Here is a 14,275-nt window from a genome sequence, read left to right as displayed (position 1 = left end):
GCTGGACTAGAACCACTCCGTCAGCGCAATCATCGTCAGCAGCCCCATAATGAACGAGAAGGTAGCGGCACGCTGGTTGCCATCCCCGTGACTCTCGGGAATCAGCTCCTTGTAGACGATGAACATCATCGCACCGGCTGCAAAGGCAAGACCGTAAGGGACAAGTCCGGTGACCCAGGTGCTGAGATAGTAGCCGAGAAGACTTGTTACAATCTCAACCGCTCCGGTCAGTGTGGCGATACCGAGCGCTTTGAAGCGGCCGATGTTCTGATGTACCAGGAAGAGGGCAACCAGGAAGCCCTCGGGGGCATTCTGCAGACCGATCGAGAAGGCGATCAGATTGCCCAGGTTCTGGGTGTCACTCGCATAACTGACCCCGACGGACAGACCCTCCGGCAGATTGTGCAGGGTGATCGCTGCGATGATGAGAAAGGCCTTCGCTTCAATCTGAAAATGGGAATTGTCGATATCCGTGTGCGGGATATACATTTCCATGACGAGGAGGACGATGCTGCCGAGCAGCAGGCCAAGGGTCAGAACGAGCAGGTTGGAGTGGCCGAGCGCTTCAGGAATCAGATTGTAGACGGATGCTGAAGTCATGATGCCGGCCGCATAAGCGAGGAGAATATCCCGGAGCTTGTGCGACATTTTGCGCATGAACAGAATCGGTACGGCCCCAAGGCCGGTGGACATGGCAGAGATGAAGCTGCCGATCAGTACATCATTCATGAGAGAAGCATTCCTCCAGTGTCAGTCCAATTTGGTCGTGGTAACGGGCATGGAGCATCCTGCAGTCAGCCTGTTGTGCTTCATAAAAACTTCATTTGACTCTTCCTAAGGGCGATATCATAATAAGTAGTAGTTTAGAATGATTATAAATTAAGTGTGCCTGATGGGCAAACCTGGGCTTATCGCTTTAGCTTATGCGCGCTTACCTGCTTTTGATAACCGGATTAACGAAGGGCTTCCAAAGTCCTGATGCTATATTTTATTGAAAAAGATTTCGTTAATAATTATTTGATCTGATGGGGGAATGAAACGATGTACAAATCCATTATTATCGGTACAGGCCCTGCCGGCCTGACTGCAGCGATCTACCTGGCCCGTGCCAACATGAAGCCGCTTATTATTGAAGGCCCGCAGCCTGGCGGCCAATTGACGACAACAACAGAAGTCGAGAACTTCCCGGGTTTCCCGGAAGGCATTATGGGTCCTGAACTGATGGACAACATGCGTGCACAGGCGGAGCGTTTTGGTGCGGAATTCAAGACAGGCTGGGTGAACAACGTCGATACAAGCAGCCGTCCGTTCAAACTGAGCGTAGAGGGTCTTGGCGAGCTCGAAGCGGAAACGCTGATCATCTCTACAGGCGCTACAGCCAAGTATCTGGGCATCCCTGGCGAGGAGGACAATGTGGGCCGTGGTGTCAGCACCTGCGCCACCTGCGACGGATTTTTCTTCCGCAACAAAGAAATCGTCGTGATCGGCGGCGGAGACTCTGCCCTTGAAGAAGCAAGCTTCCTGACCCGTTTTGCATCCAAAGTAACTCTGGTTCACCGCCGCAACGAGCTTCGCGCCTCCAAAATCATGCAGGATCGCGCCCGCAGCAATGAGAAAATCTCCTGGGCTCTTAACCGTACACCGGTTGAGGTTATTGCCGGCGATAACGGAGTAACCGGATTGAAAGTGCTGAATAACGAGACAGGGGAAGAGGAAATCATTGAAGTGAGCGGTGTATTCGTAGCGATCGGTCATCACCCGAACACCGGCTTCCTGCAGGGCCAGATCACACTGGACGAGAACGGTTATATTGCCACACAGCCAGGAACTTCCGAGACGAACATCCCGGGCGTCTTCGCTTGCGGTGACGTACAGGATACTCGTTACAAACAAGCGATTACGGCTGCAGGCAGCGGCTGCATGGCAGCGATCGATGCCGAGAAGTATATCGAGAGCCTGGAACACAGCGCGGTAACCCTGTAAAATAAAATACAAAATAAAGCAGCGCCTGACGCTGCTATACTCAATAAAGGAGTGGATTACTATGGAAAAAGCCATCGTTTACACATCGACAAACTGCCCGCACTGCCGTCAGGTGAAAAGCTATCTGACCGAGAAGGGCGTAGAATTTGAAGAACGTAACATCGAAACGAATGATGCGTTCGCACAGGAAGTATGGGATATGGGAATCCGTGCAGTTCCGCTGACACTGATCGGAGAGCACAAAATTTCCGGCATGAACAAAACCAAATTCGAAAAAGCGCTGAGCCCTGAAGCGTAAGCTCCAGAGCTGTAACTGTTTATAATCAGCTACTGCACAGCATGAAGTGCATGAACCCACTACAGCAAAGCCCGGACGGTCAGACCGTCCGGGCTTTGCTGTGTTCCCGGGAGCCTGCTTTAATGCGATACGCGCACCCGGCCAAGAAATAGCGAGATGGCTGAATAAGAAGCGCCCAGCAGGGTGGAACGGCTGCCTAGAACAGAGAACTGGACCTGCAGCTGCCGCCGGTGATAGGGAAGAGTCCGTTCCGCAACCTCCCGCTGCAGCGCTGGTTCAATCCATTCCCGCGCCTCCGATAAGGGACCGCCGATGATGATCTGCTCTGGATTAAAGCTGTTGACAATGTTCGTCACCCCGATACCCAGCGCATGTCCAATCTGGTGGAAGAGGCCTGTTACGACAGCATCCTGATGTCTGGCGAAAGGCACAAGATCTCTTGTGCTGCGGGAAGGCAGCTGCAGATGGGGATCTTCATAGGCTTTCTCCGAAGCATACAGCTCCCAGCAGCCGCGATTACCGCAGGAACAGCGCCGCCCGCTGAAATCGATGGACATATGCCCGGTTTCACCCGCATAACCGCGAGCCCCTTTATACAGCTGTCCGTCGATGATGATCCCTGAGCCGATGCCGGAGCCGGCACTAATGTAGATCAGGCTGCGCGCCAGATTCCCCGCACCAAAATGAAGTTCGCCCTGAGCTCCAGCATTTGCTTCATTGTCAATGGTAACAGGCAGCTGAAAATGCTCCTCAAGCATGCCGCGCAGCGGCACTTTCTCCCATCCCAGATTGGGTGCATAGAGAATAGCGCCTTCTTCGTCAACCATCCCGGGGACACCGATACCGATGCCAATGACTCCGTAGGCGGATTCCGGGCAGGCATGCCGCAATTGTTCTGTCATGCTGCAGATCGCTTCGAAAACGGAAGAAAGATCGTGCTGTACAAGCCGCTGGCTCCGCTCGGTAACAATCGTGCCCTCCAGATCTGTCAGGGCGCCCTTCAAATGTGTCACGCTCAGCTCCAGTCCAATGGCATATCCGGCCGTTTTGTTGAACAGCAGCAGCAGGGGCTTGCGGCCTCCGCTGGACTCACCGGGTCCAAGTTCAAGCACCAACTCCTGCTCCAGCAGCTCAGCGACGAGGTTGGATACCGTGGCTTTATTTAGTCCGGTCATTTCCGAGACCTTGGCCCGTGACAGAGGAGAGCTGCGACGGACCGTATCCAGTACAAGCGATTTATTTATTTTTTTGACCAGTGCCTGGTCTCCGGTAATTCGATTCATCTGTAATCGGTCCTTTTCAATTATTCGTATGGGTCAAGCCCATATACAAAAGGGAAATTGTCATCCCAGTGTAGGCGGAAATTCTGGTGTTGGCAACCACCCGGCAGGAGGGCGGAGGGTAAAGAAGAATGGAGCGCGGCGGGAAAAAGCACCTGCCGTCCTAAAGTACTTGAAAGCGCAAACACCCCTATGCTGTCTGTTTATTTTATCACAAATAATAACTTAGTTTAACCAATAGACAAAGTCTTAATGATGTGTTAGGATAGCCTTGTAAACGATTTCCCAAGAGGAGGCATTACCTAATGGCCTATTTCGAATCTGTTAATAAAGTTGCTTATGAAGGCAAACAATCCAAAAACCCTTACGCATTCAAATTCTATAATCCGGAAGAAGTTGTAGCCGGCAAAACGATGGAAGAGCATTTCCGCTTCAGTATGGCTTATTGGCACACTTTGACGGCTGGCGGTTCCGATCCGTTTGGTGCTGACACTGCGGTTCGTTCTTGGGATAAATTCTCTGGACTTGATAAAGCCAAAGCCCGTGTGGAAGCGGCATTCGAATTCATGGAGAAGCTGAGCCTGCCGTACTTTGCATTCCACGATGTCGACATCGCTCCGGAAGGCAGCTCGCTGCGTGAGTTCTACAGCAACATTGACACTATCGTAGACTCGATCGAAGAGCACATGAAATCAACAGGCAAGAAGCTGCTGTGGAATACCGCGAACATGTTTACGAATCCGCGCTTCATGCACGGCGCTGCATCCACATGCAATGCTGATGTATACGCACACGCTGCAGCCCAGATCAAGAAGGGTCTGGAAGTCGGCAAACGCCTGGGCGCAGAAAACTATGTGTTCTGGGGCGGCCGTGAAGGCTATGAGACTCTGCTGAATACCGACCTTCAACTGGAGCAGGACAATATGGCCCGTATGTTCCAGCTGGCTGTTGATTATGCGAAGGAAATCGGCTTCGATGCTCAATTCCTGATCGAGCCTAAACCGAAGGAGCCAACGAAGCACCAGTACGACTTCGATGCGGCTACTACGATTGCATTCCTGCAGAAGTACGGTCTGGACAAACACTTCAAGTTGAACCTGGAAGCGAACCATGCGACACTGGCCGGCCATACATTCGATCACGAGATCCGCGTTGCCCGTATCAACGGTATGCTGGGATCCCTGGATGCTAACCAAGGCGATATGCTGATCGGCTGGGATACGGATGAGTTCCCGGTTGATATCTATGACGCTACGCTGACGATGTACGAAGTATTGAAAGCTGGCGGTCTGGGTAAAGGCGGCGTCAACTTCGATGCCAAAGTACGCCGTGCTTCCTTCGAGCCGGAAGATCTGTTCCTGGCGCACATCGCAGGTATGGACACCTATGCCAAAGGTCTGAAGGTAGCTGCGAAGCTGATCGAAGATCGCGTATTCGATGACTTCATCGAGAAACGCTACAGCAGCTTCAAGGAAGGCATCGGTGCTGATGTCGTTTCCGGTAAAGCAACGCTGGCTTCCCTTGCAGAATACGCTCTGAATAACGAGACACCACGCAAGAACGAGTCCGGCCGTCAGGAATGGCTGAAAGCTACGTTGAACCAATACATCCTGGCTGACTAAACCGCAGAAGGATTATAATAGCAGGCATTACAAGGACCGCCGGGCCCGACCTCCCATGCCTGGGAGCGCGGGCGGCGGTCTTTGTCATGATAAAGAGGAGATGAATAACATGAGTTATGTTATTGGCGTGGATTTGGGAACCAGTGCAGTCAAAACCGTATTGGTGGACCGCAGCGGACGGGTTGCTTACGAAGTATCGGAGGCGTATCCGCTGATTCAGCCGAAGGCTGGCTACAGCGAGCAGAAGCCGGAGGATTGGGTGGATGCAACCATCGTATCCCTGAAGAAGCTGCTGGAAATTTCAGCTGTACAGCCGTCGGAGATTGAAGGCGTAAGCTTCTCCGGTCAGATGCATGGACTGGTTCTGGTCAATCAGGAAGGCAAGGTACTGCGTAACGCGATCCTCTGGAACGACACGCGCACAACACCGCAGTGCCGCCGAATCGAAGAGACTCTCGGCGGACAGCTGCTGAGTATCGCACGCAACCGTGCACTGGAAGGCTTTACACTGCCCAAAATCCTGTGGGTGCAGGAGCATGAGCCTGAGCTTTTGGATCAGGCTTCCCTGTTCCTGCTGCCAAAGGATTATGTCCGCTACCGGCTGACCGGCGACTATGCGATGGACTATTCCGATGCGGCGGGCACACTGCTGCTGGATGTGGCGGGCAAGACATGGAGCGAAGATATTCTGAATGCGTTCCAGCTGAAGTCCTCTCTGTGTCCGAAGCTGGTGGAATCATTCGATGAAGTGGGCACGCTGCTGCCTGAGATTGCTGACCAGACCGGTCTCCTGGCTTCTACCAAGGTGTTCGCGGGCGGAGCTGATAATGCGTGCGGCGCCATCGGTGCAGGTATTCTGAGTGAAGGACAGACGATGTGCAGTATTGGTACTTCCGGTGTTGTTCTTTCCTACGAAGAACGCAAAAATTTGGACTTTGAAGGTAAAGTGCATTTCTTCAACCATGGCGAGAAGGATGCCTTCTATATTATGGGAGTTACCCTGGCTGCAGGCTACAGCTTGACATGGTTCAAGGATACATTTGCACCGCAGCAGTCCTTCGATCATCTGCTGGCCGGCGTGGACCAGATCCCGCCAGGCAGCGGCGGTCTGCTGTTCACACCCTACATTGTAGGTGAACGTACACCACATCCGGATGCGAACATCCGCGGAAGCTTTATCGGCATGGATGCAGGGCATAAGCTGCCGCATTTTGCGCGTGCGGTTATGGAGGGGATTACCTTCTCCCTGCGGGAATCTATTGATATCCTGCGCGATGCAGGCAAAAAGGTCGACGAGGTCATCTCCATCGGCGGCGGTACCAAAAATGAGACCTGGCTGCAGATGCAGGCCGATATTTTTAATGCAGCCATTGTGAAGCTGGAGAGCGAACAGGGACCGGCGATGGGCGCTGCCATGCTGGCCGCCTATGGCTGCGGCTGGTTTGCTTCCCTGCAGGACTGTTCAGCCGCATTTATCCGTCCGGCGAAGCGTTATGAACCGAACGCGGAAGCTGCAGCAGCCTACGAGAAGCTGTTCAGCTTGTATCAGCAGGTTTATCCTCAGACGTCCCGGCTCAGCGAAGGTCTTGCTGAATTCCGTTAATCCGTTGATCTACACAAGCAGCCGCCTATTTCAAAAGTAGGCAGGCTGCTTTTTTTGTTGGAAATCTGTTTTATTAGAAAAAATACCCAACTGTCAGTTCCCTTCTGTTGTTCTATATAACGTAAGGCCGACAATCGGTTTGAGGGGAGAGGGAAGAATTGAATACAAGACGGCATTCCATGTATACAAAGGTAACAGCGGCTGCGTTGGTTGCGATGCTGCTGTATGCACAGGCGCCGCTGAACGGCACAGTTCAAGCAGCGTCAGGAGCAGGAGGACAGACGGAGGCGGGAGGAAGCCAGAGCCAATCCGGGGAGAGCCAGTCTGCTGTCCGAATGAGCCTGGCTCAGGTTAACGATAGTATCCCTAAGGGAGCCAAGCTGTCTTCCAGGCAGGCACTGCAAAAGATTCTGGATCTGATGCCGGCTTTGAGCAATGTTAAGGTGAATCAGGCGGAGTACGGCAATTCACACAGTTATCCGTCAGGATATGAAAAATACTGGGACATTTCTTTTGCGTATGAGGAGGTTAACTCCAGCTACGGTTTCGGAGCCAAGGTGGATGGAGTGACTGGTGACATCATCAATGTTTATCTGCCGGACCCGATTGCGGACAAGATTGTTCCGGCAGGTAACCAGAGAATCATGACCCGGGCTGAAGCAGCCGAGAAGGCACAGCAGTTTGCCCTTAAGGCTAACCCGGGTATGACCGGGGATCAGCTGCAGGAGAGCGAGGGCCAGATCCAACCTAACACGGCTCTGCTTGGCAAGTCGCAATATTATTTTAATTATGATGTGAAGATTAACGGGCTGCCGTCTTCGAATGAGACCATCAATATCATGGTGAGCAAGACAGGCAGTGTGACCAGCTACAGCCGATCGATGAGCCATGCGGCTTATCCGTCAGCAGAACCTGCTATCTCAGCCGATAAGGCCAAGGAATTGCTGGTTCATCGTCTGGAGCTTGTTCCTGCTTATCTGCCCGATCAGCTGTATGGCAGCACGAAGAAAACCTACTCGCTTAGTTATGTACCACGGCCGGAGACACTGGGACCGCTGGATGCCGTTACAGGTAAATGGATTGATACCGGGAGCGGGACAGCGCTGGCAGGCCCTCTCCATCGTGAAGTAAAAGGCAGCGGGCAGGCATTTGCCGCGAAGCGTATTCAAAGCGAACAGGATGCCGTGCAGCGGGTGAAGGCAGCCTTCGGCATTCCGCAAGGATGGTCACTGGAGCGGGCTTCCAGAGATGAGGACCGGCTGCAAGGGAGGACCGTGTGGAGCGTTAATTTTACGCAAGAGGGACAAAGCCGCTTTATAGGATTCCCTGACAGTATATGGGTCATGGTCGATGAGAGTAATGGTCAGATCATGAGCTATTCATGGAGTCAGCCCAGCCAGTCCGGCAGCCCAACCGGTAAGAAGGCGCTTCCTGCACAGCAGCTTGACCAGAAAGCCGTTCAGCTGGTCTATCAGACTGTGCCTAATGCCTCCAAAGAATGGAAGATGGAGGGGGTTGTGCCAACAGGTACCGACGGCGGATATCGTTACAACTTCCAGCGTTATGTGAATGAAATGCTGGTTGTGGGTGACACGGTTAGTCTAACCCTGGCCAAGGATGGTGCTGTTCAGAGCTTCTACAGCAGTGCAGGTGCTTCTGCAGCCGAATTTCCGGCCTCCAGCAAGCCGGTGCGCTCGGCCGCCGAAGCCAAGGACATACTCATTTCGAAATTGTCGATGCAGCTGTCTTACTCGCGCATAGGGGGATTTTCATCTGCATCAGGGGCAGATCTGCCTGAATCTAATAAATTGACCTATATCCCTCAATGGGACAAACAACCGCTGAGTTATTATACAGGGGTGCGCGACGCTGCAGGTAATATTGTCAATGCTATGGACAACCGTAAGGCCGCGGGCCAGGCCAAGGATATCCAGGGACATGCCGCAGAGAAAGCGCTGCAGACGCTTCTGGAATACAGGGTCATTACACCGGATCAGGACGGCAGCGTTCATCCGGACGATACGCTGACCCGCGGTGACTGGTACACGCTGGTAGCGAAGGCTTTGAACCCGGATATGGTGAACACCATCAGCTCGGCGAATCCGACCCTGTTTGCAGACGTTAAACAGGATAGCCCTTACTACAACAGCATTGCTTCCTTGGTCAGCTATCAATATCTGAAGATCGATCCGGCAGCCCAGCTGCATCCGGAAGCTGCGTTGACCCGGGATGAGCTTGCTCTGGAGCTTGCTCGTTACCTGCATTATGATAAGCTGACGGCTTTTTTTAATACCGATCAGGATGTAAAGGTAAATGATGCTGCCTCGATCAAGAATAAAGGCGCGGTCATGCTCTCCTTACGTTTAAATCTGCTGTCTGCAGAGGGCGGTAACTTTAAACCACTGGAGAAGATGACACTGGCTCAGGCGGCGGAGGTATTAACTCAACTTGTTGAGCTGGAAGGCCAAACAGATACTAGCCGAAATGAGAGATATTGATATAATGGAATTGTAGGAATCTGTGGGATATTCAGGAATAATGTTGGAATCTGCAGATTTCGAGCCTGCTTGGTAGATTTTATTGTTTTCATTCGTAGATGGTTCAGTTAGCAGCTTGTTCGATGCAGACTTATGATGTAGGAAGATCAAGGTTTCATCCAGGTGCGGCATTCACAGAGGGGAAGCAGGCACGGTAGCACAACAGTCAGAAGATTCAACCAGAAGTAATCGTAGAAAGAAAGAGACAGAAGCAATGCGAGAGAGAGGCAGCACAAGGAGTTAAAGTTAGCTTCAACGAGAACGAGCAGGAAAGAAGCAGGAGCAAGGGGCTTCCCGGGTACCGGGAGGCTCTTTGTGTTGAGGCTCGACAAAAGTAGAAGGTCTGAAAACGGAGGTTTTATGATACAATAACTGTGCCTTTAACTTCCAGACTCTAGAAGGCAGAACTAAGCAATAGGAGGGCGGGATGCAGGTGAACAAAGGGCGAACTCGGCTGATCAAGGTGCTCGTAACCTGCTCGCTGCTCATGGCATCCATACCGCAGGCTGTCCAGTTTGGCGAGGCGTATGCGGCGGGAACGTCGGCCTCCACCACAGTGTCGGTTACTGATTTGCAGCAGAAGCTGCTGAATGCCATGACTTCACGCAGTGAGCAATTGAATTTTACGTATAAAGGTCCGGTTGTCGGCCTGAAGGAAAAGCTGCAGCGTGCCATTGCCCAGGCAATGGAGAGCGATCCCTATATAAATTATACAATCAAGAGTTATGCGTTCAGTTATAAAGGAACCTCCACCTCGGCGAATGTAAGCGTGACGCTGCGATACCGTGAAACGAAGGCCGAGACAGCCTATGTCGACCAGATCGTTCATTCTGTGCTGAAGCAGATTGTCAAGCCGGGCATGTCGAGTGATGAGAAGGTCAAGGCCATCCATGACTGGATTGTAGCGCATTTGAAATATGATACGACACTGCAGAAATATACGGCCTATGACGGTCTCAAGACAGGCAGTACCGTATGTCAGGGTTATTCGCTGCTGGCATATAAAATGCTGAAGCAGGCAGGTATACCGAACCGGATTGTTGAGGGACGTGCGGGCGGGCAGCTGCATGCCTGGAATCTCGTACAGCTGAACGGGGTATGGTATCATCTCGACACGACCTGGGATGATCCTGTGCCGGATCAGGGCAAGCAGATCAGCCGGAATTATTATCTGCTGACGGATGCGGAAATCCGGCGGGATCACAGCTGGACCAAAAGTTATCCGCATGCGGTGACCCCTTACCGCCAGACCCTCGCGGGGCTGATTGCAAGTGACAAGGCCAAGGCCTCCATCTACAAAAAGATGTATGATGAGCTGGATTATCGTCTCTATGATGCTTCTGAAATTGTGAGCACGTCTGCAAAGCTGAAGACCAAGGCCCAGGCAGCGATGGCAGACGGACAGTCTTCCATGGTCATCCGCTTCCGGGGAAGCCAGTCTCAGCTGGCAGCACGTCTGCAGGATCTGTATCAATTGGGCCTTCATTCGATCTCTTACCATGTGATTCCATTCAAGAATACGTCCGATCTGCGGGTCAGTATTAAATGGACCTGACAGCATCGCCAGGTAACAGGGCTGCCAGTAGGCGGCCCTGTTTGTATGGGACTACATTAAATTCTGCTGACTGCATAGAAAGGAATTGAAATGTTACATAAACGCTCTTTTACATATCTGCTGGGAACCCAGACGATGTCCAATGCGGCTGATGTGATCTATATCATGGCACTCGTATCCCTGGTGCTCAAGGGAACGGACTCCATTATATCGGCCATTCTGGTTCCGCTGATCCGGGTAGGTGTTCAGATGGTCAGCGGATTTCTGGCCCCGCTGCTGATGGTCCGCTATCAGCTTCCTGCGATTCTGTTCATCTCCCAGCTTGGACAGCTGATCCTGTTTCTTGTCCTGGCTTCGTACCTGCTCCTGGTCGACGGTGATCCAAGCTGGCTGCTTGTCTTTGGGCTGGTTGCCGGTATGTCTTTCTTCGACGGCTGGACGACCCCCGCGCGCAATGCGCTTATCCCGCGGCTTGCTTCTGGCGATGCGCTGATGCGGGCGAACAGCCTGGTATCGATCAGCGATCAGATTGTTCAGTTCGCCGGCTGGGGGTTGAGCGGCGTCTTGGTAGCGATGCTCGGTGACCGGACGCTGCTGCTGGCGGGCCTGCTGTATCTGCTGGCCATGGTTTTTACCAGTCTGATTCGCGATCCGCATGAGGCTGAACATTATCTTGTATCACTACGGACCCGGGTTGCGGATTTGACCACACTTGAGGATGAAATTCCTCTACAACAGGACCATGGAGCCCGAGCCTCTGCTGAAGGGGAGGCGGCAGCCGACGGCAAAACCAAATGGCAGATCCTGCGGGAAGGCTGGGGCATTATCGGCTCCACGCCGAAGCTGGTTTCCCTGGTCTTTATGGATATGATTGATATGCTCGGCAGCTCGGTATGGGTCGGTGCCTTTACCCTGGCGTTTGCGGAGCAGGTACTGCACCGGGGCGAGGAATGGTGGGGATTCATCAATGCCGCCTATTTCGCAGGTGCCGTTGGCGGCGGCCTCATTGTCTATGCGATTGTGGATCGGGTTAAAGGGAGGCTGGCTTACGCCATGATCGGCGGTATGGCTGGTTACGGTATACTGACTGCGCTGTACGCTGTGAATGCACAACCGTTCCTGACGCTGGCCATTGTCCTCCTGATGGGACCGGCGGCGGAGCTGGCGGCGGTCTCGCGCCGTACTTTGGTGCAGCAGAGCGCATCCGCGCAGGATTTGCCCAAGGTGCTGGCTGCGCAGTCGACGTTAATCAATTTTGCTTTCTGCGTATCCCTTATCTTGATGGGCTGGATTGCCGACCGGTTTGGAATCGTGAATCTGTACCTGTTCGCGGCGGCCATGACCGGAGTTGCGGTGGTGGTGGGTTTGCTCTTCCGCAAATCTCTGGCTGCAGGCAGCCTGGAACAGGTTAATAGCTAAGATAGAGATGCAAAAAAGCAGGCTTCCCGGAAGGGAGCCTGCTTTTTTGTATACCTTTTATATTTGGTTATTCCGATTTGGATTCGAAGTCACACTGGTCAAGCGGGATAACTTTGGTTTTGTGAATAAACTTATATCCCAGCCAGATCACGAGAAACAGCGGAATGCTGATATAGGTAGCAGCTGCGCCAGCCCAGTCAATATCCCCGCTGGTGAAGGAGCCGTAATCCTGCCCGATCACAACGATGATACAGAGTACGAATGCAAACAGCGGGCCGAATGGGAACCAGCGGGCCTTGTAAGGCAGATCATTCAAGTCCCTGCCCTGCGCAACATATGCACGGCGGAAGCGGTAATGGCTGATGGCGATACCTAGCCAGGTAATAAAACCGCACATGCCTGAAGCATTCAGCAGCCAGGTGTAGACCACGCCGTCACCGAACAGGGAGGCGAAGAAGGCGAGCATCCCGACAGCCGCTGTCACGAGCAGTGCATTCATTGGAATGCCGCGTGCATTTAATCTTCCGAGGAAGCGCGGAGCCTTGCCTTCCTTGGCTAACGCGTACAGTACACGGGTCGAAGCGTACATGCCGGAGTTGCCGGCGGACAGTACGGACGTGAGAATGACGGCATTCATGACAGAAGCGGCCACCGCGAGACCGGCCTTTTCGAAAACGAGGGTGAACGGGCTTACGGCGATGTCGCTCAATTCACTCTTCAGCAGGTTCGGATTGGTGTACGGAATAATTAATCCAATGACCAGAATCGCAAGGATGTAGAAGATCAGAATCCGCCAGAATACCTGCCGGATGGCCCGCGGCACATTTCGCCGCGGATTTTCACTCTCGCCGGCAGCGACCCCGATCAGCTCTGTTCCCTGGAAGGAGAAGCCTGCGGCCATGAAGACACCGAGCAGACCCCAGAAGCCGCCATGAAATGGTGCATCACCGGCTGTAAAGTTGCTGAAGCCGTAGGCCTTCCCGCCAAGGATGCCGAAGATCATCAGCACACCGACAATCAGGAAGAGAATGACGGTAACCACCTTGATGATGGCAAACCAGTATTCGGACTCGCCATATCCTTTAACAGACAGAATGTTCAGTCCCAGAATCAGCAGCAGAAACAGAAGACTCCAAAGCGCCGAGTTGGTCTCCGGAAACCAGTATTTAATCAGAACCGTTGCGGCCGACAGCTCGGCTGCGATGGTAATCGCCCAGTTGTACCAGAAATTCCATCCCATGGCGAAACCAAGAGCAGGGTCTACGAAACGTCCGGCGTACGTACTGAAGGAGCCGGATTCCGGCATGAAGGTTGCCAGCTCGCCCAGACTGGTCATCAGGAAAAAGACCATGATGCCGATTGTAGCATAAGCGAGCAGGGCACCACCCGGTCCGGCACCTGCAATGGCACTGCCGCTGGCAAGGAATAGTCCGGTTCCGATCGAACCGCCGAGGGCGATCATCGTCATATGACGCGATTTCAAGCCCTTGCGCAGGGAAGCAGGGGGGGGTGAAGAAGTTTGCTGCATGAATGAACACTCCTATAGTTGTTTTTTAACGATCATGTAACAAAGGCAGCATTCAGGAAGGGCTGAGAACAACAAAAAGAGCCGCATAACGACAATGCGGCCCATCTATAATTCCGCACCATACCTTCCACAAGATAGCTCAACACAGCCGTCCGGCAGGACGGCAGTGACAGTTCTGCACCTTTCGATAGCAGCCCCAGCAGGCGGCATACACAGGACTAGATACATCCTGCAAGAGTCAGTCTCCGCAGCTTCGGCGGCTGTGCCTTTCAGACGGGATCATCAGCGGCTCTTACGCCTTCCCCGGCTTACTCATCACATCCGCGACCTCTACCTCATCTGGGATGATGAGGTTCATGACATGAATTGTTAAGTTGTAATACAGGCATCAGTATACTCAATTCTACTGCACAGGGCAATGGGAAAATCAGGGTTTCCCTTAACCTTCAT

General features: G+C 52.9%; 10 protein-coding genes and 1 riboswitch. Of the genes, 7 read left to right on the top strand and 3 right to left on the bottom strand.

Going from position 1 to position 14,275, the window contains the following annotated elements; genetic code table 11:
• Positions 1–6: 6 nt before the first annotated feature.
• On the bottom strand, positions 7–729 hold the full coding sequence (locus Q5741_RS15805) for a ZIP family metal transporter (RefSeq protein ID WP_305025084.1): 723 nt from the start codon (positions 727–729) through the stop codon (positions 7–9).
• 312 nt (positions 730–1,041) lie between these two features.
• Between Q5741_RS15805 and trxB the strand changes: the two genes are divergently transcribed.
• Together trxB and Q5741_RS15795 are read left to right on the top strand one after the other, a co-directional pair.
• Positions 1,042–1,983 carry a thioredoxin-disulfide reductase gene (trxB, locus tag Q5741_RS15800; protein ID WP_305025083.1) on the top strand — a complete coding sequence of 314 codons (942 nt, stop codon included), beginning with the start codon at positions 1,042–1,044 and terminating at the stop codon, positions 1,981–1,983.
• A 61-nt stretch (positions 1,984–2,044) separates the two neighbouring features.
• Positions 2,045–2,281, top strand: coding sequence for a glutaredoxin family protein (locus Q5741_RS15795; RefSeq protein WP_305025082.1), 237 nt, complete (start codon positions 2,045–2,047; stop codon positions 2,279–2,281).
• Positions 2,282–2,400: 119 nt separating this feature from the next.
• Here Q5741_RS15795 and Q5741_RS15790 read toward each other — a convergent pair whose 3' ends face one another.
• Entirely contained in the window at positions 2,401–3,564 is a 1,164-nt protein-coding gene (locus Q5741_RS15790) for an ROK family protein (protein WP_305025081.1), read from the bottom strand.
• Positions 3,565–3,866: 302 nt separating this feature from the next.
• Between Q5741_RS15790 and xylA the strand changes: the two genes are divergently transcribed.
• The 5 genes from xylA to Q5741_RS15765 all read left to right on the top strand — a co-directional run bounded on the left by xylA (position 3,867) and on the right by Q5741_RS15765 (position 12,297).
• On the top strand, positions 3,867–5,183 hold the full coding sequence (xylA, locus tag Q5741_RS15785) for a xylose isomerase (protein ID WP_305025080.1): 1,317 nt from the start codon (positions 3,867–3,869) through the stop codon (positions 5,181–5,183).
• 109 nt (positions 5,184–5,292) lie between these two features.
• A complete protein-coding gene (gene xylB, locus Q5741_RS15780) occupies positions 5,293–6,786 on the top strand; it encodes a xylulokinase (RefSeq protein WP_305025079.1) in 1,494 nt (497 codons plus the stop codon).
• Between the two features lie 158 nt (positions 6,787–6,944).
• Positions 6,945–9,284, top strand: coding sequence for a YcdB/YcdC domain-containing protein (locus tag Q5741_RS15775; RefSeq protein WP_305025078.1), 2,340 nt, complete (start codon positions 6,945–6,947; stop codon positions 9,282–9,284).
• 466 nt (positions 9,285–9,750) lie between these two features.
• Positions 9,751–10,878, top strand: coding sequence for a transglutaminase domain-containing protein (locus Q5741_RS15770; RefSeq protein WP_305025077.1), 1,128 nt, complete (start codon positions 9,751–9,753; stop codon positions 10,876–10,878).
• Between the two features lie 90 nt (positions 10,879–10,968).
• On the top strand, positions 10,969–12,297 hold the full coding sequence (locus Q5741_RS15765) for an MFS transporter (protein ID WP_305025076.1): 1,329 nt from the start codon (positions 10,969–10,971) through the stop codon (positions 12,295–12,297).
• 67 nt (positions 12,298–12,364) lie between these two features.
• On the opposite strand, the gene Q5741_RS15760 is transcribed toward Q5741_RS15765, so the two are convergent.
• Positions 12,365–13,825: an amino acid permease gene (locus tag Q5741_RS15760; protein WP_305025075.1), complete on the bottom strand. Its 1,461-nt coding sequence runs from the start codon at positions 13,823–13,825 to the stop codon at positions 12,365–12,367.
• Positions 13,826–13,952: 127 nt separating this feature from the next.
• Positions 13,953–14,166: riboswitch (Lysine riboswitch) on the bottom strand.
• Positions 14,167–14,275 lie beyond the last annotated feature (109 nt).

This window comes from Paenibacillus lacisoli (assembly GCF_030580655.1).
In the GTDB taxonomy this organism is placed as follows: domain Bacteria; phylum Bacillota; class Bacilli; order Paenibacillales; family Paenibacillaceae; genus Paenibacillus; species Paenibacillus lacisoli.
Note: the sequence above shows the minus strand (reverse complement) of the source record. Positions and strands in the feature narration are given on the sequence as shown.

Bases quoted from the DNA above. Each gene is read 5' to 3' on its own strand.
- trxB (WP_305025083.1), top strand. From the start codon at position 1,042: ATGTACAAATCCATTATTATCGGTACAGGCCCTGCCGGCCTGACTGCA.
- Q5741_RS15765 (WP_305025076.1), top strand. From the start codon at position 10,969: ATGTTACATAAACGCTCTTTTACATATCTGCTGGGAACCCAGACGATG.
- Q5741_RS15805 (WP_305025084.1), bottom strand. From the start codon at position 729: ATGAATGATGTACTGATCGGCAGCTTCATCTCTGCCATGTCCACCGGC.
- Q5741_RS15790 (WP_305025081.1), bottom strand. From the start codon at position 3,564: ATGAATCGAATTACCGGAGACCAGGCACTGGTCAAAAAAATAAATAAA.
- Q5741_RS15770 (WP_305025077.1), top strand. From the start codon at position 9,751: ATGCAGGTGAACAAAGGGCGAACTCGGCTGATCAAGGTGCTCGTAACC.
- xylB (WP_305025079.1), top strand. From the start codon at position 5,293: ATGAGTTATGTTATTGGCGTGGATTTGGGAACCAGTGCAGTCAAAACC.
- Q5741_RS15760 (WP_305025075.1), bottom strand. From the start codon at position 13,825: ATGCAGCAAACTTCTTCACCCCCCCCTGCTTCCCTGCGCAAGGGCTTG.
- Q5741_RS15795 (WP_305025082.1), top strand. From the start codon at position 2,045: ATGGAAAAAGCCATCGTTTACACATCGACAAACTGCCCGCACTGCCGT.
- xylA (WP_305025080.1), top strand. From the start codon at position 3,867: ATGGCCTATTTCGAATCTGTTAATAAAGTTGCTTATGAAGGCAAACAA.